This is a genomic window from Curtobacterium sp. 179-B 9B NHS, from assembly GCF_045370965.1.
Taxonomy (GTDB): domain Bacteria; phylum Actinomycetota; class Actinomycetes; order Actinomycetales; family Microbacteriaceae; genus Curtobacterium.
Window position 1 is genome coordinate 78,122 of record NZ_JBIQDQ010000006.1, and the last position, 20,854, is coordinate 98,975.

The following is a 20,854-nucleotide window of genomic DNA, read 5'->3' on the forward strand; positions in this document are numbered from 1 at the left end:
GTCCGGCGGAAGGGGCGTCCGTGTGAGGGGTTTCCGCGGCGGACGGGGTCAGGCAGGGACGGCGGGACCGACCGGCCAGCGCAGGAGCGCGGACGCGGGGGCACCGCTCGGCAGCGACGCCGCGTTCACCAGGACGAGTTCGGCGTCGGTCAGGACGACCGCCCGGACGAGTGCGCACACCGCCGGGACCTGCCCCAGCACCGACGCCCCCGCGGCCTGCTCGGGAGCGGTGGCGACCCAGGGTGCGGCATCGAGCGCGTACAGCGTCCGGTCCCCGAGCGCACCGGCGTCGAGCGTGACGACGGCTGCCTGGGCCTGCTGCAGCGCGGACACGACGGCACCGATCCCGCTGACGCTCTCGTTGTCCCCGCGGCCCTCGTGCGTGCGGAGCAGGTCCTGCACGTCGTGCCGCCGCGACGCCAGGACGCGAGCGAGGGCGAGGTCGACGTGCTGCACGAGCGCCTTCTCGGAGGCGTCGTCGGCGCGCGGGTCGACCGCGACCTCGGTGACCAGCGCCCTGGTCGAGGTCGAGAGCTCACCACGCAGGAGTTCGCGGGCACGGATGTCCCCGGCGAGCACGATCAGCCGGGGCGCGGTCGCCCGGACGGTCTCCTCGATCGCGGCCGCGACCTCGCCGGCGGTCTGCTTCCAGATCTCCTCGGCGTGCTGGTGCCAGTGCGGCTGCTTCCACCCGGCACCGGACTTCGCCTTGTGCAGCGTGTCGGTCCGGCCCTGCACGCGCTGCTCGTCCTCGGCGGCGCCGGTGGGGGCGTGCCCGAGTCGGTAGCTGCGGAAGCCGCCGCCCTCACGTCCGACGGTGACGACGAGGAACGGCAGGTCGAAGGGCCGGTGGGCGAGCAGGGGCAGCAGGTCGGGGACGGCGCCGGTGCCGATCGACTCCTGGCCGTGCAGGTGCCCGGGCAGCACCTCGCTGAGCACGAGCTCGTCGTCGCGGACGAGCACGTAGCGGGCGACGGGTGCGGGGACACCGGGCTGTTCGACGAGCTCCTCCTCGATGATCTGTGCGGCACGCTCGGAGCAGCCCTGCCCCGCGAGCGCATCGGAGACGGTCCGACGCTGGAGCGCGGCGATGCGGCGCGGGTCCTCGCGGTTGCCCGACGCGTCGACGTAGGCCCACGTCCAGGTGCCCGGCGTCTGGAGCGCCTGGACGATCTCGGGCTGCAGGGCGCTGGTCTCGCGGGTGGTCTGGGCCATCAGCGCTCGCCCTCCTCGTCGGTCTCGGTCGTGAAGACGGCGTCCGATCCCCCGCCGACGCCCGATCCGTCGTCCTGCAACGACCCCTCGAGCTCGCCGTCGTACCCGGAGGCCGTCACCGTCTCGGCGTCGTCGGTGTCGTCGGGCACCGGTTCGGACTGCCGGAACTCCTCGACGTGTGCGTTGCTGCCGTGCCCCTGGACGATGCTCTGCGCCTCGTGCGCGAGCTGGTCGTCGAGCTCGGGTCCGTGCGTGCTGTTGCCGCGATCGGTCATCGCCTGCCCCTTTGCGTCGGTGCCGCCGACGTCGCTGTCGGGCCGCCTGCGGCTTCGGTGTTGTGCGTGCTGACCACGGTGCGCGCTCGGCGCTGACCACGTTCGGAGGTCGGAGCGAACACGCAGCCAGCGCGGGACGGGGCGCCGACGGCTCGCTCCGAGGCTCGCGTGAGCGGACGGATTCGCGTCGCCGCGACCGCGAACGTGTCCGCGGAACCGAGTCTCGCGCCGTCGCGCGCCGCCGCACCGCGCCGCGTCGCCGGAGGCACCGGGCCACGGTTCGGTCACGACGTTCTGTGGATACTTCAGGAATGCACAGCCTCGCTCGGTTTTGTGCTTTGCTGGCTCCGACCCCGCTCAACGACGAACCGGAGCCGTGATGACACCCATCCCATCGAGAACCGTCCTGTCACGACGGAACCTGCTCGGACTCGGACTCGGAACAGCTGCGGCGGGGTTGCTCGCCGGGTGCGCCGTCCCGGGATCGACGAACGTCAACAAGGCTGCGCTGGTCCCCGCGGCCGCCGGTGGCGAGACCGTCCAGATCACCTACTGGGCGTGGCTCAAGGACCTCCAGAAGGTCTGCGACGTCTGGAACGCGAAGAACCCGCGCATCCAGGTCACCGCGAACTGGATCCCCGGGGGCAACGCGGGCGGGTACCAGAAGATGTACTCCGCGCTCGCGGCCGGCGGCGGTCCGGACATCGGGCAGGTCGAGTTCCGGCAGATCCCGGAGTTCATGCTCGCGAACGGCCTGGTCGACCTCGCCCGGTACGGCGCGAAGGACGTGCAGTCGAAGTACGACGAGGCCGCGTGGTCGCAGGTCGAGTTCGTCGACGGCGTCTACGGCATCCCGCAGGACACCGGCCCGATGGGCTTCTACTACCAGACCGCGATCCTCGAGCAGGCCGGCGGTCAGCCCCCGACGACGTGGGACGAGTGGCGCGACCTGGCCGACAAGGTGCGCGGCACGGGCAACGGCAACTACCTCGAGGTGTTCCCGGTCGCCGACGCCTCGCCCTTCGCCGCGTACGCGCAGCAGGCGGGCGCGCGCTGGTTCCGGACCGACGGTGACGCCTGGGTCGTCGACATGACCGACGACAAGACGATGATGGTCGCCGAGTTCTTCGACGGGGTCATCGACGACAAGTTGGTCGACACGAGTGCCGGGGCGTACTCCCCGGGCTGGTACGCCGCCGCCGCGAGCGGCAAGATCGCCGCGGTCACGAGCGCGAGTTGGGGCGACGCCCTCATCCAGTCCGTGCAGGGCGGCGAGGGCAAGTGGAAGGTCGCCCCCATGCAGACGTGGGGCGGCACCGGCTACGGCTCGAGCTCGATCGGCGGCTCGACGGCCGCCGTGCTGGCGAACGCGAAGCACCCGGCGGAAGCGCTCGAGTTCATCACGTGGATGACGACCTCGAAGGAGGGCGTCGACGCGATGATCAAGTACTGCGGCATCGGGTGGTCGCCGGCGAAGGACTACATCGGCAAGGCGCGCCAGCAGCCGTCCGAGTGGTTCTCCGGGCAGAACTACAACGAGGAGGTCTTCGTCCCCTCGGCCCAGGAGCAGAACCTGGAGTGGTCGTGGTCGCCCGTGACCCAGTCGGCCTTCACCAGCCTGCAGAACCAGTTCCGCCGCAAGCTCACCGGTGGGCTGAAGCTCACGGACGCGGTCGAGCTCGCCCAGCGGGAGATCGTCCAGTCCTTCAAGGACAAGGGCCTCAGCGTCAGGACCGCACGATGACCGCCACCCAGCCGGGATCCGGCTTCCGCACGAGCACCAAGGCCACGAGCGCCCAGAAGCGCGCCCCGTGGATCCTGCTCGCCCCGTTCCTCGCCCTGTTCGTGCTGACGTTCATCATCCCGATCATCAGCGCGCTCTTCCAGAGCTTCACCACCGTCGACCGCGAGGGCCTGTTCGGCGAGGACGGCGTCACCGGCCGCTTCGCCGGCTTCGACAACTACGTCACCGCGCTGAACGACGCCGGGTTCGTCGGCTCGATCTGGCGCATGCTCCTGTTCGGCATCGTGCAGGTGCCGGTGATGATCGTCCTCTGCACGATCCTCGCGCTGCTGCTCGAGTCGGCGAGCGCCCGCTGGCCCGCCTTCTTCCGCGCGGTCTACTTCATGCCGTACGGCGTCCCCGGCGTCATCGCGACGATCCTCTGGTCGTTCCTCTACGTGCCCGGCCTGTCGCCGATCGTGTCGCTGCTGCAGTCGATGGGGCTGCAGCCGGACTTCCTCGGCGCGAACAGCGTGCTGTGGTCGATCGCGAACATCGTCACGTGGACCTACACCGGCTACAACATGCTCATCATCGTGGCGCAGCTCAAGTCGATCCCCGGCGAGGTCTACGAGGCCGCGAAGATGGACGGCGCCGGCCCCTTCCAGGTCGCGTGGCGGATCCAGATCCCGCTCATCGCCCCGGCCCTGGTGCTCACGACGGTCTTCTCGATCATCGGCACGCTGCAGCTCTTCGCCGAGCCGCAGATCCTGTCGACGGTCGCGCCCGCCATCGACACCGAGTACACGCCGAACTACGCCGCGTACACGAACGCCTTCGCGTTCAACGAGTACGGCGTCGCGAGCGCGCAGGCCGTGATCATCGCGCTGGCCGCGTTCATCCTGTCGTTCGCGTTCCTCGCGCTGACGAACCGCGCGCCGAAGAACGAGCGCGACCAGAAGAAGCGGGCCAAGCGCGACGGCCTGGAGGCGCGGCGTGCGCTCCAGACGCGCGGCACGTCCGCCACCGGGTCGCGACCCGCCACCGGCGTCGCGGACCGCAGCACCACCACCGGAGCCGCGCCGCGCCTCCAGGCCGACAGCAAGGGGGCGGAAGCATGACCAGCGAAGCCATCGAGGCGCCAGTCACCAAGCAGGCGGCCGAGCCCGTCGACACCACGTCGATCACGGCGCACCAGCGCCGCAAGCTCGACCGCTCCCCCCGCTCGCAGATCGTCGTGACGGCCATCCTCGTCATCGTCGCGGTCTACTTCCTCGTGCCGCTGTACTGGGTCGTCATCGCGGCGACGAAGACCACCGGCGCCCTGTTCGCGACGAACGGGTTCTGGTTCGGCGGCGAGTTCGCGCTGTTCAGCAACATCCAGCAGGTGTTCTCGTACGACGGCGGCATCTTCGTCCGCTGGATCGCGAACAGCGTCCTGTACTCCGGCGTCGGCGCGGTCCTGGCGACCTACTTCGCCGCGGCCGGCGGGTACGCGCTCGCGAAGTACGAGTTCCGCGGGCGGCAGCTGGTGTTCGGCACGATCCTCGGCGGTGTGCTCGTGCCGGGGACCGCGACGGCGCTGCCGCTGTTCCTGCTCTTCTCGACGATGGGCCTGACCGACACGTACTGGAGCGTGCTCATCCCGAGCCTCGTCTCGCCGTTCGGGCTGTTCCTGTGCCGGGTGTACGCGGCGGCCTCGGTCGACACCGCGCTGCTCGAGCAGGCGCGCATCGACGGTGCCGGAGAGCTGCGGATCTTCCACACGATCGTGCTGCGCCAGATGACCCCGGCGCTCGTGACCGTGTTCCTGTTCCAGGTCGTCGGCATCTGGAACAACTTCTTCCTGCCGCTGATCATGCTGGCAGACCAGAAGCTCTACCCGATCACACTGGGACTCAACAACTGGCGGGCACAGGTCGATCGTCTGCCAGAGTTCTACCAGCTCACCACCGGCGGCGTGCTCGTCTCGGTGATCCCGCTGGTGATCGCGATCATCGTCCTGCAGCGCTTCTGGCGCGGGGGCCTCACGGAAGGATCGGTCAAGGGTTGACCATCGCTGCTCACTCGTCCTCCACCAGCACCACGCCCGATGCGCTCGACGCGCTCGCCTCGACGGCACCGGGCTCGGACACCCGGCTCGCGCCGCGGGCCTGGTTGCACACCGACGCCCCGTCCCTGTCGCTCGACGGGGACTGGGACTTCCGGTGGTCGCCGGTCGCGGACGTCCCGCTCCCGGGGGTGGAGGACGGGTGGGGCAGCCTCCCCGTGCCGTCGCACTGGGTCCTGCACGGGCACGGCGCGCCGAGCTACACGAACCTGCAGTACCCGTTCCCGATCGACCCGCCGCACCCGCCGGAGGAGAACCCGACCGGCGACCACCGCCGCACGTTCGAGGTCCCCGCGTCCTTCGACGCCGCGGCCCGGGTGCTGCTGCGCTTCGACGGTGTCGAGTCGCACTTCCGGGTGTGGCTGAACGGGTCCCTCGTGGGCTGGTCGACCGGATCCCGACTCGCGACCGAGTTCGACGTGACCTCGCTGCTCGTGCCGGGGTCGAACGAGCTGCTCGTCCGGGTGCACCAGTGGTCGGCCGCCTCGTACCTCGAGGACCAGGACCAGTGGTGGCTGCCCGGCATCTTCCGCAGCGTCACCCTGCTCGCCCGACCGACCGCGCCGATCGACGACGTGTTCGTGCGCGCCGGCTGGACCGCCACGCTCGGCAACGCCGCCACGGCCGGTACGGCTGCCTCCGGACGGCCGGAGACCGGCACGGGGACGATCACGGTCCCGACCCTCGATGCCGCGTTCCCGGTGCGCTTCCGGGTGCCCGACCTCGGTGTCGACGTGACGTGGGCCTCGGCCGACGAGGTCGCGCCGATCACCCTCGAGGGCGTCGAGCCGTGGAGCGCCGAGGTCCCGAAGCTGTACGACGCGACCGTCTCCACCGGCACGGACGCCGGCGCGCGCGCGGGCGGCGAGACCGTCTCGCTGCGCCTCGGCTTCCGCACCGTGTCGATCGACGGCGACCGGTTCCTGGTGAACGGCGAGCGCGTGGTGTTCCACGGGGTGAACCGGCACGAGACCCACCCCGTGCGCGGCCGCGTCTTCGACGAGGAGCACGCCCGCGCGGACATGGCGCTCATGAAGCGGAACAACGTCAACGCGATCCGCACCTCGCACTACCCGCCGCACCCCCGTGTGCTCGACCTGGCGGACGAGCTCGGGTTCTGGGTGGTCCTGGAGTGCGACCTCGAGACCCACGGCTTCCTCTTCACCGACTGGGTCGGGAACCCCTCGGACGACCCGGCCTGGCGTGACGCGTACCTCGACCGGATCGCCCGGACGGTCGAGCGCGACAAGAACCACGCGTCGATCGTCATGTGGTCGCTCGGCAACGAGTCCGGCACCGGCCGGAACCTCGCCGCGATGTCGCAGTGGGTGCACGACCGCGACGACGAGCGCCCGGTGCACTACGAAGGCGACTACACCGGCGCCTACACCGACGTGTACTCGCGGATGTACCCGACGCTGCAGGAGACCGAGTCGATCGGCGGCGGCCCGGAGACCCCGCTGCTCGGGTGCGGTCCGGCCGAGGCCGCGCGGCAGCGGACGAAGCCGTTCCTGCACTGCGAGTACGTCCACGCGATGGGCAACGGACCCGGCCAGATCCAGGAGTACGAGGACCTGGTCGACAAGTACCCGCGACTGCACGGCGGCTTCGTGTGGGAGTGGCGGGACCACGGGCTCCTCGCCCGCACCGCCGACGGCCAGGACTACTACGCCTACGGCGGCGACTTCGGCGAGGTCGTGCACGACGGCAACTTCGTGATGGACGGCCTCGTGCTGCCCGACGACTCCCCGACGCCGGGGCTGGCGGAGTTCGCGGCCGTCGTGGCCCCGATCCGGTTCTCGCTGTCGGACACCACCGTGCTCGTCGAGAACCGGTACCACTCCGCATCGACCGCAGGACTGCGCTTCCGCTGGACCCTGTCGCGGAACGGGGTCGAGGAGGCCAGCGGCCGCTTCACCCCCGGCGTCGTCGCGGCCCGGCAGTCGGCCACGGTCCCGGTGCCCGACGAGGTGCGCGCGGCAGCCGCGGACGCCGCGTCCCTGGCCCCCGGCGACGAGCTGTGGATCGACGTGACGGCGGAGCTGGCGGGGCCGACCGCGTGGGCGGACACCGGCCACGTCGTCGCACGCACGCAGCGGCTCGTGGCGAGCCGCGCGGCGGACGTGCCCCGGGCCTCCCGACAGGGATGGGACGGCGACCGTCTCGGCGAGGGGACCTTCACCGCCCGCGGTGACCTGGTGTCCTGGAAGGGGCACGAGGTCGCCGGGCCGCGGCTCGAGCTGTGGCGCGCACCGACGGACAACGACAGCCTGGCCTCGCAGGGCGGGTACGAGACGGCCGACCCGGTGCTGACGAAGGGCGTCGGCGACCCCACCGCTCCGGCGTCGGCGGTCCGGTGGCGCGAACGCGGGCTCGACCGGTTGACGCACCGGCTCGTGTCGGTGTCGCGGACCGACCACGGCCTCGAGCAGCGCGTCCGTGTGGCGGCGGCGAACAGCGGGTGGGGCGTCGACGTCACGCACCGCTGGACCCTGACCGACGACGGACTGCTGCTGCAGACCGACGCGGTGCCGTTCGGGGCGTGGGACGTCACCTGGCCGCGGATCGGCGTGCGGTTCGACCTGCCGGCGTCGCTGCTCGACGAGGACGCTTCGTGGTTCGGGACCGGACCGGCGGAGTCGTACGCGGACTCGTCGCGTGCTGCTCGGGTCGGCCGGTTCAGTGCGCCGGCGCGGGCGCTGACCGTGGACTACTCGATGCCGCAGGAGACCGGACACCGGCCGGGGCTGCGGACGCTGTCGGTCGGGCCGTTCACGGTGTCGACCGTCGGGGCGCACCGGGCGGGCTTCACGCTCTCGCCGTGGACCGCGCAGGAGCTCGGGCGTGCGATGCACCCGTACGAGCTGCCGACGCCGGAGCACGCGTACCTGTACCTCGACGCGGCGCAGCACGGGCTGGGGTCGCGGGCCTGCGGGCTCGACGTGCTCCCGGAGCACCAGCTGTGGCCGCAGGCGTTCTCGTGGAGCGTGGTGCTCGGGTAGGGGCGGCGCGGCGCGGCGGCGGTCGAGTCGAACCAGGAATCCGACATCGAACCAGCCCCAGGGCCTGGTTCCATGTCGGATTCGTGGTTCGGTCCCGGGCGCAGCGGCGGCCGCGCCGCGCCGCTGCCCGGGCTACTCCCCGGCGGTGAGGGCGCGGAGCGCCTCGGGGTCCGACGCGTCGAGGAACTCCGTCAGGCGCTCGGGCTCGCCCGGCTCCTCGATCGCGGACGCCGCGCGGCGCAGGGCGAAGAGCGCGCGGAGCACGCCGCGGTTCGGCTCGTGCGACCACGGCACCGGCCCGGCACCGCGCCACCCCGCCTTCCGCAGGGCGTCGAGACCGCGGTGGTACCCGACGCGGGCGTAGGCGTAGGACTCGAGGGTCGCGCCGCGCGCCCAGGCCTCGTCGGCGAGGAGCGCCCACGCCAGGCTCGAGGACGGGTGCGACACGACGACGCTCGACACCGGGGCGTCGGCGGCGAGCGCGGCGGTCACCTCGGGCTCCTCCGGCAGCAGGGTCGCGGGGTTCGCGGTCGGGTTCGGCAGCAGGTTCTCCGGCATGCCCCCAGCCTGTCACCTCTTGCCGAGGAGCGGCGTCCGCCCTACGGTGGGTGACACCTCGTCGTCACGCGGGGCCGCCGGGGCGGGAGACCGACCGGCAGCACGGGTGGCGGACACGGGGGTCCCCGACGGAACGAGCAGCCTTGCAGTCGATCACCGGTACCGCGCAGTCCTCGCGCTGACACCGTGATCGTCGCGCCCCGTCGGGCGCCCTGGTCGTCGCGCCCCCTCGGGCGCGCCCGTGTTCCGACCCCTCCGGTCGCCGCGGGTCCGGTGTCGTGCGCCCAGCTCACGATCCGGGAGGCACCCCCATGCCCGCAACACCGTCCGTCGTCCTGCACGACCTCTCCTTCACCTGGCCCGACGGCACCGTCGCGATCGACCACCTCACCGCCGCCTTCGGCCGCGGACGCACCGGCCTGGTCGGGAGGAACGGCGCCGGCAAGTCCACGCTGGTCCGGCTCGTCACGGGCCGGCTCCAGCCCACGTCCGGCTCGGTCAGCACGACCGGTCCGGTGGACCACCTGCCCCAGCGGCTGCACGCCCGCCCCGGGGACACCGTGGCGGACCTGCTCGGGATCCGCACGACGCTGACGGCGCTCCGAGCCGTCCTGGACGGCGACGCCTCGGCCGCACACCTCGACGCGGTCGGCGACGACTGGGACGTCGAGGAGCGTGCCGCCGCAGCGCTCGCGGACGTCCCCGGGCTCGACGGCGACGACCTCGACCGACCCGTCACGACCCTCTCGGGCGGGCAGGCGGTCCTGGCGGCCGTGGCCGGCATCCGCCTGCGGGGACGACCGATCGCACTGCTCGACGAGCCGACGAACAACCTCGACCGGCGGGCTCGCGCGGCCCTGCTCGACCTGGTCGACGGCTGGCGCGGCACCCTCGTCGTCGTCGGTCACGACCGGGAGCTGCTGGAGCACGTCGACGAGACCGTGGAGCTCCGCAGCGGCTCGGCGACGGTGTTCGGCGGGACGTTCAGCGCGTACGAGGAACACCTCGCCGTGCAGCAGGCCGCCGTCGCCCGCGAGGTCCGCGTCGCCGAGCAACGGCACCGCGCGGAGAAGCGGCAGCGCATCGAGGCCGAGACGACGATCGCGCGCCGGGCGAGGGCGGGCGAGAAGGCGGGTCGCTCGATGCCGAAGATCCTGGCGAACGAGCAGCGGAAGAAGGCGCAGGAGACCGCTGGTCGGCTCCGGACGGCGCACGGTTCGGCGGAGGCGCAGGCCCTGTCGGCGGTGCGGGAGGCCGAACTGCGCCTGCGCGACGACGAGCCCCTGCACGTGGCACTGCCAGACCCGGACGTGCCGGCGTCACGGCGCATCGCGACGATCACCGTGCGCGGGCGGGACACCGTCGTGCAGGGCCCGGAACGCCTCGCCGTGACGGGCGACAACGGCGTCGGCAAGACGACGTTGCTCGACCAGCTCGTCGGGAGCCCCACCGCACGGGACCACCCGGTCCCGGACACCGCGGCGGTGCCGCACGTCGACCGGATCGGGTACCTCGCGCAGCGTCGGGACGGACTCGACGACGACGCCACCGTGCTCGAGAACGTCCGGCGGGACGCCCCGCACGTACCCGACGGGGAGCTCCGGAACCGACTCGCGCGTCTGCTCGTCCGCGGCGACACGGTGGACCGTCCCGTCCGCTCGCTGTCGGGCGGGGAGCGCTTCCGGGTGGCGCTGGCCGCGCTGGTGCTCGCGGACCCGCCGCCGCAGCTCCTGGTGCTCGACGAGCCGACGAACGACCTCGACCTGACGAGCGTCGACCAGCTCGTGGCGGCGCTCCGGGCGTACCGCGGCGCCCTCGTCGTGACCAGTCACGACGAGACCTTCCTCGAGCGGCTCGACCTGACGGGTCGGATCGCGTTGCGGTAGCCCTTCCGCGCCGGCCCGGCCGGCGGCTACCGCTTCCGGGTCGGCCGGATCGCGACCGACTCGATCGTGCCGCGCTCCGGCAGGTCGACGACGGTCCGGACGGCCGCGGCGACGTCCTCGGGCGCCAGGTAGTACGCGGTGTCGTAGTCCTCGCCGAGCTTCTCGGTCAGGGCGCGCTGCATGTCGGAGTCGGTGCGGCCCGGGTGCACGCTCGACACCCGCACGCCGTTCGCCCGCTCCTCCTCGCGCAGCGCGTCCGCGAAGGCCCGGAGCGCGAACTTCGACGCCGCGTACACACCGCCGCCGGGACCTGCGGTGAACCCCGAGCCGCTGTTGATCGGCACGACGATGCCCCGCGCGGCCCGGAGCGTGGGGAGCGCCAGCCGGGTCAGTTCGGCGACCGCGAAGACGTTGGTGGCGAACACCTGCTCCCACACGTCGCGCGAGGTGTCCGCGATGCGGGTGCCCTGCTCGACCCCGGCGCTGTGCACCAGGACGTCGAGCGACGCCGGCAGGTCCGGCACGTCGCCCGCGCCGAGGTCGCCGACGAACGGTGACGCACTCGGCAGCTCGGCCACGAGCGCGGCGACCGCGTCGGCGGAGCGGCCGCCCACCAGGACGTGGTGGGTGCGGCCGAGCTCCAGCGCGATCGCGCGGCCGATGCCGCGGGTCGCCCCGGTGACGAGTGCGGTCGGACGGTCAGCGGAGGCGGGAGCGGTGTCGGTCATGCGTCCCACCCTACGGAGCGGGCGTGGCGGACCGGCACCGCGCCTCCCGGCTGTGGAGGGCGGTGCCGGCCGCAGCCGCTGTGCAGGAGCCGGTCAGTCCTTCGAGCGCCCGGCGCTCTCGCGGATCCTGATGCCCTCGAGCACGTCCTTGGCGTGCTGCTCGTCCTGCTTCTCGATCTGGCGGGTGTCGCGCTCGGGGAGCTGGATGTCCTCCTCGGCCCGGATGCCGGCCTGCAGCTGGCGGCCGCGCTCGAGCTCCGCGTCGAACTCCGCACCGAAGAGCAGCGCGTTGTTCGTGATCCAGATCCAGAGCAGGAAGACGATGACACCACCGAGGGAGCCGTACGTCGCGTTGTAGTTCGAGAAGTTGCCGACGTAGAAGCCGAAGCCGACGCTCGCGATGATCCAGATCGTGATGCCGACCAGCGCGCCGCCGCTCACCCACTTGAACTTGGACTGGCGGATGTTCGGCGCCCAGTAGTACAGCACCGCGACGACGACGATCATGATCGCGAGCAGGATCGGCCACTGCACGATCGAGACCACGAGCGCTGCGGCGTCGCCGAGGCCGATGACGTCGCCGAACGCCCGGGCCAGCGGTCCGGAGACGAGCACGAGGAGCCCCAGCACGAGCAGCACGACGGTGAACACCGTGACGCCGAGCATGGTCGGTCGGAGCTTCCAGATCGGTCGGCCCTCGCGGACGTTGTAGATGCGGTTCATCGCACGGCCGAAGGCACCGACGAAGCCCGACGCGGACCACAGGGCGCCGAGCACACCGACGATGAACGTGATCGGCGCCGCAGGCGAACGCACGAGGCCCTCGACCGGGTCGCGGAGGAGCTCGGCGACCTGCCCGCCACCGACGTTCGTGACGACGTCGAGCAGGGTGTCGATCGTGTCCCGCGGGTTCGAGACCAGGCCGAGGATCGACACGATCGCCAGCAGACCGGGGAAGAGCGCGAGCACCGTGTAGTAGGTCAGGCTCGCGGCCAGGTCGGTGCACTGGTCGCTGGTGAACTCGCGGAGCGTCTTCTTCAGCGTGTACGTGAACGACGGCTTCGTGAGGTCCGTCGGGCTGTCCGGCTTCCGGGGGTCGTCCGGTGCCGGCTTGTGCTGCATCTCCTGCTGGAGGGTCTCGTCCTTGTGCGCCATGGTCTAGCCCTTCGCCTTCGCGAGGGCCTTCGCCGCCGCCTTCGACCGCGCCGCAGCCTGCTTCCGGTTCTTCGTCGCGCGGCGCTGGACCGCGGCGATGCCGGCCCGCTGCTTCACGCGGTTCTTGTGCACCGGGTCGCGTTCGAGCGACTCCTCGGCCGCCTTGCGCCGGGCCTTCCGCCCCTTCCGGCCGCCGCGCGCCTGGTCGGCGTCGAGCTCGCCGCGCACGCCGAAGGGCAGGAGCGCGGTGAACGCGGTCGACGCCGCCGGACGGTCGAGGTGCCCGGCGTCGGTCCGCCCGATGCGGGTGCCGAGGACGATCGCCGCGATGCCGGTCGCCGCGGTGACGCCCATCGCGATGAGCGGCGTCGGGTCGCGGTGCCAGCGCTGCCGGGCCTTCGCGAGCGCCAGCCGGGTGCGCGCGGGCACGTCGGAGCGCCGCCGGATCTCGCTCACGCTGTCCGTCAGGCGTTCGCGGGTCCGCACGTTCGCGAGCTCCAGCTCGGGGATGCTGTCCTTGGCCATGCTTCGTGCCTACCAGGCGGTCCCCGGCATGGCACCGAGCGACCGCGGTCTACGGTGCAGCCCATGCTCTTCCGGGACGTCGCCGAGGGGATCCACCGCCTCGAGATCGCACACACCAACACGTACCTCGTCGAGACGGGCGACCGCCTGCTCGTCGTCGACGCGGGGCTGCCCGCCGCGTGGCCGCACCTGCTGCTCGCCGTCCACGACCTCGGGTACACGCCCGCTCGGGTCGAGGCGCTGCTCCTCACGCACGGGCACTTCGACAACGTCGGCACCGCCGCCAGGATGCACCGCGAGTGGGGCACGCCCGTCTTCGTGCACCCGGGCGACCGCGACCTGGCGGCTCACCCGTACTCGTACCGGCCGCAGACGAACCGCTTCGGCTTCGTCGCGGTGCACCCCGGAGGACTCGCACCGCTCGGTCGGATGCTGCTCGCCGGTGCGGCGACGGTGGACGGGATCGCGGAGACGCAGCCGCTGGTGTCCCGCGCCGACGTCCCCGGCAACCCGTGGATCATCGAGACGCCCGGGCACACGGACGGGCACGTCGCGCTGCACTTCGCCGACCGCGACGCGCTGATCGTGGGCGACGCCCTGGTCACCTTCGACCCCTACACCGGTGGGATCGGGCCGCGGGTGGTCGCGCCGGCCGCGACGGCGGACGTCGACGAGGCCGTCGCGTCGCTCGGTCGACTCGAGGACACCGAGGCCCGGCACGTGCTGCCCGGGCACGGCCCCGCGTTCTCGCGGGGCGTGCGCGCCGCGGTCGCGCAGGCCAGGAGGGCAGCCGGCGCCGCGTAGCGCTGCCGGGCCCGATACTCGGGCCTGGCGACGGCCCTCGCGTGCACGCGCACGAGGACCGTCGCGCAGCGCGAGTTCCGCGGCAGTGGTGCCGGGTGGACGTCGGACGGGAGGCGCGTGGCGGCCGCGCCACGCGCCTCCCGTCCGTCGTGACGCGCGTCCCCGCGCGCCCGTTCCTTCCCAGAACGGGTGCGGTGGCTGGTGAGAACGGGCGTACCTGGTCGAACGGATCGACCAGGTATGCCCGGATCCACCAGGTACGCCCGGAACCACCAAGTACGCCCGGAGGCATCCGGAACGCGAGCGCCCTACTCGGGCAGGACCACGTCCTCGGGGCGGCCGGAGGCTGCCGAGCGACCAGCGGCCTCCATCAGCGCCAGGCTCCGCAGGTTGTCCCGGCCGCTCGTCTCGGGAGCCGGGCCGCCCTCGACGGACCGGGCGAAGGCCTGCAGCCCGCCCTGCCGGTCGGTGTGCTCGAGCGTCGGGAGGTCGACGGCCTCGGCCTCGGCGTCCTGGTCGGCCCGCAGCGTCACGCGGTCCCCGGCGATCTCGCTCGGCGATCCGTCGCGGCTCGTGAACCAGATCTCGCCGTCCTCGCCCTGGATGCTCCACTCCCCCGCCCACGCGGTCCGCGGAGCACGCGAGAGCCAGCTGCCGCGGTAGCTCACGACGAGACCGTCCTCGAGCTCGATGATCATCGACGTGACGGCCTCGTCCTGGTACTTGCTGTGGCTCGGGTACGACGCGCGGGCGTACACGCGGACGGCCTCGAGCCCGGTGATCATCCGGAGCAGGTCGAAGTGGTGGATCGCCATGTCGTTGATCATCGGGTGCGGGAACCGGTAGTGCGGGTAGGTCTCGACGGGCTGGTCGTTGTCCCACTGCCGGAAGTCGATGCTGATCGCGGACAGCTCGCCGAGCTCCTTCGCCGCGAGCAGCTCCTTGACTGCCCGGGGCGCCGGGTACCAGCGGTAGTTCTGGCTGACCTGCAGCACGAGCCCGAGCTCCTCGGCCCGACGGACCGCCGTGAGCGCCTCGTCGGTGGAGTTCGCGAACGGCTTCTCGACCAGGACGTGCTTGCCGGCCTCGAGGGCCTCGAGCGCGAGCGGCACGTGCGTGACGGCCGGTGCGGTGATGACGACGGCGTCGGCCTCGACCCCGGCGAGCGCCTCGGTGAGCGAGGCGAAGGCGGCGGATGCCGGCAGGTCGAGGTCCTCGCGCACGGCGTCCAGCGTCGCGGGGACCGGGTCGACGAGCCCGACCACCTCCACTTCGGTGACCTGCGGGATGGCGGTGCGGGCCCAGTTGCCGCCCCACCCTCCGAGACCGACGTGGATGATGCGGACCGTCATGCGTGCACTCCTTCGTGACCGGCGCGCCACGACTCCCGCGGCGCGTGCGTCCAGTCTGTCAGGCCGACGACGAGTGTCGTGCAGCCGCACCCACCGCCCGTGCAGCAGCCTGCGTCAGTGCGTCCAGGCGTAGCCGATGAGGGCCATCGTGACGATGAAGCCCGCCAGGTAGTTGATCCAGAGGAACCGCTTCCACCCCGCGTTCGCCGCCTCGGCCCCGGCGTCGGTGATGTTCCACCACGGCAGCACGTTGAGCGCGTACGGCACGACGACGATCGCCGCGATCGGCCCCGGGAAGTCCGAGAACAGCAGCGCGACGCCGGCCACGAGGTACGCCACGAACGCCAGCCGGACCGTCGCCCGGGCGCCGATCACCGTCGCGACGGAGCCGATGCCGCCGGCCCGGTCGGCCAGCACGTCCTGCACGGCGCCGAACGCGTGCGAGGCCACGCCCCACAGGAAGAACGCGACGCAGACGGCGACGAGTGCCCCGGTCCAGTGCGGGCCGGCGAGCGCCAGCCCGTAGACCGCCGGTGAGACGAAGTGCGTCGACGACGTCAGCGAGTCGAGGAACGGCTTCTCCTTGAAGCGCAGCCCCGGTGCCGAGTACGCGATCACCGCGAAGACGCTGATCGCGAGCACGAGCCACGACCACGGCCCGTTGCCGCTCAGCGCGCCGAGCACCACGAGTGCGACGAGGAACGGGACGTTCGTGACGACGACCGCCCACAGCGTGGTGCGGTGGACGCTCTTGTCCAGCAGCGCGCCCTCGACCCCGCCCTTCCGGGGGTTCCGCAGGTCGGACTCGTAGTCGAAGACGTCGTTGATGCCGTACATCGCCAGGTTGTACGGCACGAGGAAGTACACGACCCCGACGAGGAACGCGACGAGCGAGAAGCCGCCGCCACCGTCGACGCCGACCCCGCTGCCGAGCAGGTACGCGGCGCCGAAGGGGTAGGCGGTGTTCACCCAGCTGATCGGTCGCGACGACACGAACAGGGCGCGCGCGGTCGACGGTCTGGAGGCACTGCTCACGGTCACGGGGTCTCCTCCGGTCGACGGGGTGGCTGGGTCGGCGTTCCGACCGTACCGGTCCCGCGTCCCGCCCCGCGGACGGTGGGGTGCGCGGACGACCGGGCCCGCGGCCGCTCGAGCAGGACCCAGCAGCTCGGCAGCAGCAGGGCGGCACCGATCGAGTACGCGAGGTCCTCGACCGGGAACAGCCCGACCCGTGCCCCGGAGACCAGCGCGTCGTCGTACGCGACGATGCCGAGCCCCACGATCACGTTGTTGAAGACGCCGGTCATCAGGAGCAGGACGACGCCGGCCGCCACGGCGCTGACGACACCGCCCACACCGACCCACCGGCGACCGGCCCGCCCGCGACCGGCCCGGCCACGACCGGCCTGCCCGCGACCGGCTCCGCGGCGACGGGCCGACACGACTCCGGCCGCCACGGCGACGAGGGCCGCGAAGGCCAGGAACGGCACCGCGAGCAGGGCGTACGTCGCCGTGCCGGTCACGAGCGTCGCTCCTCGTCGGGCCCGACCCGGGGCCCGGCACGGTCGAGCCGCCGGGCCACGACCGGACGAAGGGCACCGAACAGGTCCATCGTCGTCCAGCAGAGCAGCACGAGGAAGAAGACCTCCTCGAGCGGGACCTCGGGCGCGAGCAGCACCCCGGTCAGCAGGTCGCCCTGCCCGATGAAGAAGATGCCGAGGTGCACGCCCGCGACGTCCCACACGAGGAAGAACACGAGCCCGATCACCATCACCGCGGCGGCACGCAGGGGGCTGCGCCAGAAGAACAGCCGGTACCGGGCGTCGAGCACCGCGATGCCGGCGATCGACACCACGAGTCCGGCGAGGTACGCCCCCGGCATCAGCCCGCGGTCCGGGCGGACCCGGCCGTCGACGACCCGGCGGGCCCCGACGACGGTGCCGGCAGCGGCGTCGGCAGCGGTTCGGTCGACGTGTCGCCGTGGATGCGCTTGAGCAGCACCTCGGCGCTGATCAGGCACATCGGCAGGCCGATGCCCGGGGTGGTCGAGGCGCCCGCGTAGTAGAGGCCGTCCACCTTGCGGGAGACGTTCGCCTCGCGGAAGAACGCGCTCTGCGCCAGCGTGTGCGCCGGCCCGAGCATCGAGCCGCTCCACGCGTTGTAGTCGTCGGCGAAGTCCTGCGGGCCGATCGTGCGACGCACGCGGATGCGGTCGCGCAGGTCGGGCACGCCGGCGCGCTCCGCGATGACGTCGATCGCGCGGTCGGCGATGCGCTCGACCTCGGCGTCGCCGGCACCGTCGATGCCGCCCTTCCCGATGGACAGGTCGGCGGGCAGCGGCACCAGGACGAACAGGTTGCTCGAGCCCTCGGGCGCGACGGTGTCGTCGGTGAGCGAGGGCGCGCAGACGTAGATCGACGCCGGGTCCGGCACGTGTCGGTCCTTGCCGAAGATCGCGCCGAAGTTGGCCTCCCAGTCGGCGGTGAAGACCAGCGTGTGGTGCAGCAGCCCGGGCACGGGACCGTCGACGCCGAGGTAGACGAGGACGGCGCTCGGCCCCGGGTCGCGCTTCCGCCAGTGCGGCTCCGGGTACGTCCGGTGCTCCGCGTCGAGCAGGTGCAGCTCGGTGTGGTGCAGGTCGGCGGCGCTCACCACGAGGTCGGCGGGCACGGCGTGCTCCGCACCGGAGGCATCGAGGTGCACGACGCCCGTCACGTGCCCGTCCTCGACGACGATCCGCTCGACGGTCGCACCCGTGGTGATCTCGGCACCCTCGCGACGGGCGACGCGCTCGACCGCGGCGATGACCTCGGTGATGCCGCCCTTCGGGTAGAGCACCCCGTCGGCCAGGTCGAGGTGGCTCATCAGGTGGTACATGCTCGGCGCGGCGTACGGGCTGGTGCCGAGGAACACCGCCGGGTAGCCGAGGACCTGCCAGAGCCGGCGGTCCCGCACGGCCCTCGACGCGAACGACGACAGCGGCTGCAGCAGGAGCCGGGCGAGCTTCGGCAGACGACGGAGCACGTCCGGGGCGGCGAGCTTCGTCAGGTCCTGGAAGGTCGTGTAGAGGAAGCGACGGACGGCCATCGCGTAGGTGTCCTCGGCGGAGTCGAGGTACTTCCGCAGCCGCGCACCGGCACCGGGCTCGATCGACTCGAAGAGCGCGATGTTCGCCTCGCGGTCCGCACGCAGGTCGATCGGTTCGTCGTCGCCCTCGCTGTAGACGCGGTAGCCCGGGTCGAGCCGGACGAGGTCCATCTCGGCGTCGGCGGTGGTGCCGAGCAGCCGGAAGAAGTGGTCGAACACCTCGGGCATGAGGTACCAGGACGGCCCGGTGTCGAACCGGAAGCCGTCCCGCTCCCACGACCCGGCGCGGCCGCCGAGCTGGTCGCGCTGCTCGAGCACGGTGACGGCGTAGCCGTCGCGGGCGAGCAGCGCGGCGGACGCGAGTCCGCTGATGCCGCCGCCGACGATCACCGCACGTCGGGCCGGCACCGCGCGCCGCGACGCGGGGGTGGACGGACGGGAGGCACGGGACGGGGTCATGCACGGCCTCCAGACCGGTGGTGGGCTGCGCGGGACGACAGCGGGGCGCGGCCGGCGAGCACGCGCGCGGCGAGCTGCGCCTTCACCGGGTTCGGCACGCGCACCCGCGTCGTCACCAGGCGGTCCGCCGGGCAGGCGGCGATCCGGTCGTTGAGCTCCTGGAACAGCGCGTGCGCGAGGCCGACGGCCTTGCGCGCGTCGACGGGGAGCAGTGGCACCGTCAGCGCGGCACGGTCGAGGTCGGCCTGCACGTCGGCGACCAGGCGGTCCTTGGTGGCCTCGTCGAACGTGCGGACGTCGACCCCCGGGAAGTACGAGCGGCCGAGCACCTCGAAGTCGGCGTGCAGGTCGCGCAGGAAGTTCACCTTCTGGAAGGCCGCCCCGAGCGCGCGGGCACCGTCGACGAGCACGACGTCGTCGAAGGTCGGCCGACCGGCCCGGTACACGAACGCGCGGAGGCACATCAGCCCGACGACCTCGGCGGAGCCGTACACGTACCGGTCGAACGACTCCTGGTCGTGCTCGGTCCGATCGAGGTCCATGCGCATCGACGCGAAGAACGGCTTCGTGAGCTCCGGCCCGAAGCCCGTCGTGCGGGCGGTGCGGGCGAAGGCGTGCACGACCGGGTTCACCGAGAAGCCCAGTGCCATCGCACGCTCGGTGTCGGCCTCGAGCTCGTCGAGCACGGTGCGCGCCAGGTCGTGGTCGAGTCCGGCCTCGGTCGCGGGACCGTCGACGACCTCGTCGGCCACGCGGACCAGGGCGTACACGTTGCGGATGTGCTCGCGGGTGTCCCGGGTGAGGAGCCGGCTCGCCAGGCCGAACGAGGTCGAGTAGCGCTCGATGACGACCCCGGAGGCAGCCTCGGCCGTCGCGTCGTACAGGGGCAGACGCGGTGGTGCGGTCTGGGTCACCGCACGCGCTCCAGCAGTTCGGACACCAGGTGCTCCAGTCGTTCGGCGAGCTCGTAGGGCAGGGCCGCGAGCTCGGCTCGGGCGAGGGCGGCGTGCTCGGCGATCCGGGACTCGGCCGCCGCCTTCGCGCCGCAGGTCTCCAGGGTCGCACGGAGCTCGGCCGCGCGTTCCTCGCCGAGGTCGGGGTCACCGAGGTAGGGCGCGATGTCGTCCCAGCAGTCGGTGGTCGCGGCGTAGGCGATGAGCATGGTGCGCTTGCCCTCGCGCAGGTCGCCGAGCACGGACTTGCCGGTCACGGTCTCGTCGCCGTAGACCCCGAGCAGGTCGTCGACGATCTGGTAGGCGATGCCGATCTCGCGACCGAAGGCACCGAGGGCGGCCACGACGGACTCGTCCGCGCCGGCGAGCACGGCACCGGACTGCAGCGGCGCCTCGAACGAGTAGACGCTCGTCTTCGCCCGCTCCATGGCCAGGACCTCGTCGACGGAGGGCATGACGCCCAGCGCGAGGTCGACGTCGGTCATCTCGCCCGCCGCACTCGCGAAGACCGCGTCGTCGAGGATCTCGAGCAGCCGGGCACGACGGTCGTCGACGACACCGGACGCCTCGACGAAGCGTGCGGCGGCGACGAGGGCGAGGTCCCCCGCGATGACGGCGGCGCTCACCCCCCGGTGCTCGGCGGTGGGCAGCGCGAGACCACCGGTGGTGCCGGTGTCGCGGAAGGACCCGGCGACGTTCGGCTCCCCGCGGCGCGACCAGTCGCGGTCGATGACGTCGTCGTGCACGACGAGCGCGGTGTGCAGCAGCTCGTACGCGGCGGCGACGTTCGCGGCGGCGTGGGCATCCGTGCCGCCGAGCCCGGCGTACGCGGTGAGGACCATGCGGGGGCGGAAGCGCTTGCCGCCCATGCTCGCTCGACGGAGCACCCGCCAGAGTTCCTCGGACGGTCTGCCGAACCGACGCGCACGGGCCGACGACACCGCGAAGAAGCGTTCGATGCAGTCGTCGACCAGTGCGAGGTCGATCTGCGCCACGGTGGCCGCTTCCTCGCTCATTGGCCT

18 protein-coding genes and 1 pseudogene are annotated in these 20,854 nt (G+C 72.4%); 6 read left to right on the forward strand and 13 right to left on the reverse strand.

Annotation, left to right across the window (positions count from 1 at the left end; all coding sequences use genetic code 11):
- Positions 1 to 48: 48 nt before the first annotated feature.
- Together ACH0A8_RS07535 and ACH0A8_RS07540 are read right to left on the reverse strand one after the other, a co-directional pair.
- Positions 49 to 1,215 carry a Vms1/Ankzf1 family peptidyl-tRNA hydrolase gene (locus ACH0A8_RS07535; RefSeq protein ID WP_209684164.1) on the reverse strand — a complete coding sequence of 389 codons (1,167 nt, stop codon included), beginning with the start codon at positions 1,213 to 1,215 and terminating at the stop codon, positions 49 to 51.
- Positions 1,215 to 1,490 (reverse strand): hypothetical protein, encoded by a 276-nt coding sequence (locus tag ACH0A8_RS07540; RefSeq protein ID WP_251154157.1) that lies wholly within the window; start codon positions 1,488 to 1,490, stop codon positions 1,215 to 1,217. Before ACH0A8_RS07540 ends, ACH0A8_RS07535 begins: the two co-directional genes overlap by 1 nt.
- Before the next feature lie 379 nt (positions 1,491 to 1,869).
- Here ACH0A8_RS07540 and ACH0A8_RS07545 point away from each other — a divergent pair, with 379 nt between their 5' ends.
- From ACH0A8_RS07545 to ACH0A8_RS07560, 4 genes and pseudogenes are all read left to right on the forward strand, one after another.
- A complete protein-coding gene (locus tag ACH0A8_RS07545; protein ID WP_066651907.1) occupies positions 1,870 to 3,234 on the forward strand; it encodes an ABC transporter substrate-binding protein in 1,365 nt (454 codons plus the stop codon).
- Positions 3,231 to 4,148: pseudogene (locus tag ACH0A8_RS07550) on the forward strand (carbohydrate ABC transporter permease); the annotation flags it as partial. The gene ACH0A8_RS07545 and the pseudogene ACH0A8_RS07550, both read left to right, overlap by 4 nt.
- 182 nt (positions 4,149 to 4,330) lie before the next feature.
- Positions 4,331 to 5,266: a carbohydrate ABC transporter permease gene (locus ACH0A8_RS07555; protein WP_081984575.1), complete on the forward strand. Its 936-nt coding sequence runs from the start codon at positions 4,331 to 4,333 to the stop codon at positions 5,264 to 5,266.
- 2 nt (positions 5,267 to 5,268) lie between these two features.
- A complete protein-coding gene (locus ACH0A8_RS07560) occupies positions 5,269 to 8,325 on the forward strand; it encodes a glycoside hydrolase family 2 TIM barrel-domain containing protein (RefSeq protein ID WP_406906962.1) in 3,057 nt (1,018 codons plus the stop codon).
- Between the two features lie 132 nt (positions 8,326 to 8,457).
- Here the strand turns inward: ACH0A8_RS07560 and ACH0A8_RS07565 are convergent, their stop codons facing one another.
- On the reverse strand, positions 8,458 to 8,883 hold the full coding sequence (locus ACH0A8_RS07565; RefSeq protein ID WP_209676372.1) for a DUF3151 domain-containing protein: 426 nt from the start codon (positions 8,881 to 8,883) through the stop codon (positions 8,458 to 8,460).
- Between the two features lie 311 nt (positions 8,884 to 9,194).
- Between ACH0A8_RS07565 and ACH0A8_RS07570 the strand changes: the two genes are divergently transcribed.
- Entirely contained in the window at positions 9,195 to 10,769 is a 1,575-nt protein-coding gene (locus tag ACH0A8_RS07570; RefSeq protein WP_406906920.1) for an ABC-F family ATP-binding cassette domain-containing protein, read from the forward strand.
- 26 nt (positions 10,770 to 10,795) lie between these two features.
- Here the strand turns inward: ACH0A8_RS07570 and ACH0A8_RS07575 are convergent, their stop codons facing one another.
- The 3 genes from ACH0A8_RS07575 to ACH0A8_RS07585 all read right to left on the reverse strand — a co-directional run bounded on the left by ACH0A8_RS07575 (position 10,796) and on the right by ACH0A8_RS07585 (position 13,177).
- Positions 10,796 to 11,497 carry an SDR family oxidoreductase gene (locus tag ACH0A8_RS07575; RefSeq protein WP_406906921.1) on the reverse strand — a complete coding sequence of 234 codons (702 nt, stop codon included), beginning with the start codon at positions 11,495 to 11,497 and terminating at the stop codon, positions 10,796 to 10,798.
- A 93-nt stretch (positions 11,498 to 11,590) separates the two neighbouring features.
- Positions 11,591 to 12,652, reverse strand: coding sequence for a YihY/virulence factor BrkB family protein (locus ACH0A8_RS07580; protein ID WP_406906922.1), 1,062 nt, complete (start codon positions 12,650 to 12,652; stop codon positions 11,591 to 11,593).
- Between the two features lie 3 nt (positions 12,653 to 12,655).
- Positions 12,656 to 13,177 (reverse strand): hypothetical protein, encoded by a 522-nt coding sequence (locus ACH0A8_RS07585; RefSeq protein WP_406906923.1) that lies wholly within the window; start codon positions 13,175 to 13,177, stop codon positions 12,656 to 12,658.
- A 63-nt stretch (positions 13,178 to 13,240) separates the two neighbouring features.
- Here ACH0A8_RS07585 and ACH0A8_RS07590 point away from each other — a divergent pair, with 63 nt between their 5' ends.
- Entirely contained in the window at positions 13,241 to 13,981 is a 741-nt protein-coding gene (locus tag ACH0A8_RS07590; protein WP_406906924.1) for an MBL fold metallo-hydrolase, read from the forward strand.
- A 308-nt stretch (positions 13,982 to 14,289) separates the two neighbouring features.
- Here the strand turns inward: ACH0A8_RS07590 and ACH0A8_RS07595 are convergent, their stop codons facing one another.
- From ACH0A8_RS07595 to ACH0A8_RS07625, 7 genes are all read right to left on the reverse strand, one after another.
- On the reverse strand, positions 14,290 to 15,333 hold the full coding sequence (locus ACH0A8_RS07595) for a Gfo/Idh/MocA family protein (protein WP_251154163.1): 1,044 nt from the start codon (positions 15,331 to 15,333) through the stop codon (positions 14,290 to 14,292).
- Positions 15,334 to 15,447: 114 nt separating this feature from the next.
- The gene (locus ACH0A8_RS07600) at positions 15,448 to 16,374 is read right to left on the reverse strand and encodes a prenyltransferase (RefSeq protein ID WP_144411207.1); all 927 of its coding nucleotides are present in this window, start codon (positions 16,372 to 16,374) and stop codon (positions 15,448 to 15,450) included.
- Positions 16,371 to 16,856 carry a lycopene cyclase domain-containing protein gene (locus ACH0A8_RS07605; protein WP_406906925.1) on the reverse strand — a complete coding sequence of 162 codons (486 nt, stop codon included), beginning with the start codon at positions 16,854 to 16,856 and terminating at the stop codon, positions 16,371 to 16,373. The genes ACH0A8_RS07600 and ACH0A8_RS07605 overlap by 4 nt, the downstream gene beginning before the upstream one ends.
- Positions 16,853 to 17,215 carry a lycopene cyclase domain-containing protein gene (locus tag ACH0A8_RS07610; protein WP_406906926.1) on the reverse strand — a complete coding sequence of 121 codons (363 nt, stop codon included), beginning with the start codon at positions 17,213 to 17,215 and terminating at the stop codon, positions 16,853 to 16,855. The genes ACH0A8_RS07605 and ACH0A8_RS07610 overlap by 4 nt, the downstream gene beginning before the upstream one ends.
- Positions 17,215 to 18,879, reverse strand: a complete 1,665-nt coding sequence (gene crtI, locus ACH0A8_RS07615) for a phytoene desaturase family protein (RefSeq protein WP_406906927.1) — start codon at positions 18,877 to 18,879, stop codon at positions 17,215 to 17,217. The genes ACH0A8_RS07610 and crtI overlap by 1 nt, the downstream gene beginning before the upstream one ends.
- Complete coding sequence (locus ACH0A8_RS07620) at positions 18,876 to 19,793, reverse strand: phytoene/squalene synthase family protein (protein WP_406906928.1); 918 nt, start codon at positions 19,791 to 19,793, stop codon at positions 18,876 to 18,878. Before ACH0A8_RS07620 ends, crtI begins: the two co-directional genes overlap by 4 nt.
- Entirely contained in the window at positions 19,790 to 20,848 is a 1,059-nt protein-coding gene (locus ACH0A8_RS07625; RefSeq protein ID WP_066651867.1) for a polyprenyl synthetase family protein, read from the reverse strand. The genes ACH0A8_RS07620 and ACH0A8_RS07625 overlap by 4 nt, the downstream gene beginning before the upstream one ends.
- Positions 20,849 to 20,854: the final 6 nt, after the last annotated feature.